Annotated in this window: 1 protein-coding gene; it reads left to right on the top strand. The window is 61.6% G+C overall.

Features of this window, described 5'->3' with window-relative positions; genetic code table 11:
* Window positions 1–835: aminotransferase class III-fold pyridoxal phosphate-dependent enzyme (locus tag J5224_RS31085; protein WP_264628861.1), on the top strand; the 835-nt coding region annotated here is incomplete at both ends.

Raw genomic sequence — 835 nt, forward strand, 5'->3', positions numbered from 1 at the left:
GCGCGTTCAAAGGCGTCGGCGGCGTGCCGTTGTTTATCGAGCGGGCGGAAGGATCGCGTCTCTACGATGCAGACGGTAACGCCTATATCGATTATGTCGGCTCCTGGGGACCGATGGTGTTGGGGCATAACCACCCGGCCATTCGTCAGGCGGTGATCGCCGCCGCAGAGCGCGGATTGAGCTTTGGTGCGCCAACCGAAATGGAAGTGCACATGGCACGGTTGGTGACCTCACTGGTACCGTCAATGGACATGGTGCGCATGGTGAATTCGGGCACTGAAGCCACCATGAGCGCCATCCGTCTGGCGCGCGGCTTCACCAGCCGTGACAAAATCATCAAATTTGAAGGCTGCTACCACGGCCACGCGGACTGCCTGCTGGTCAAGGCGGGCTCAGGCGCATTGACGCTGGGCCAGCCCAACTCCCCCGGCGTACCCGCTGATTTCGCACGCCACACACTGACCTGCATCTACAACGATGTGGATTCAGTCCGTCAGGCTTTTGAGCAATACCCAGAGCTGCCAGCGTTTCTGCCGGGATTGCGCGCATTGTGCGATGAATTTGGCGCGCTGCTGATCATTGATGAAGTGATGACAGGCTTTCGCGTGGCATTGGGCGGCGCGCAAGCGCATTACGGCGTGGTGCCCGACCTGACCTGCCTGGGTAAAATCATTGGCGGTGGCATGCCGGTGGGCGCGTTTGGCGGACGGCGTGATGTGATGCAGGCGCTGGCACCGACCGGCCCGGTGTATCAGGCGGGGACGCTGTCCGGTAACCCAATTGCCATGGCAGCGGGCTTTGCCTGCCTGGGCGAAGAGGCTAAGCCCGGTGTGCA

Source organism: Candidatus Symbiopectobacterium sp. NZEC135 (assembly GCF_025962695.1).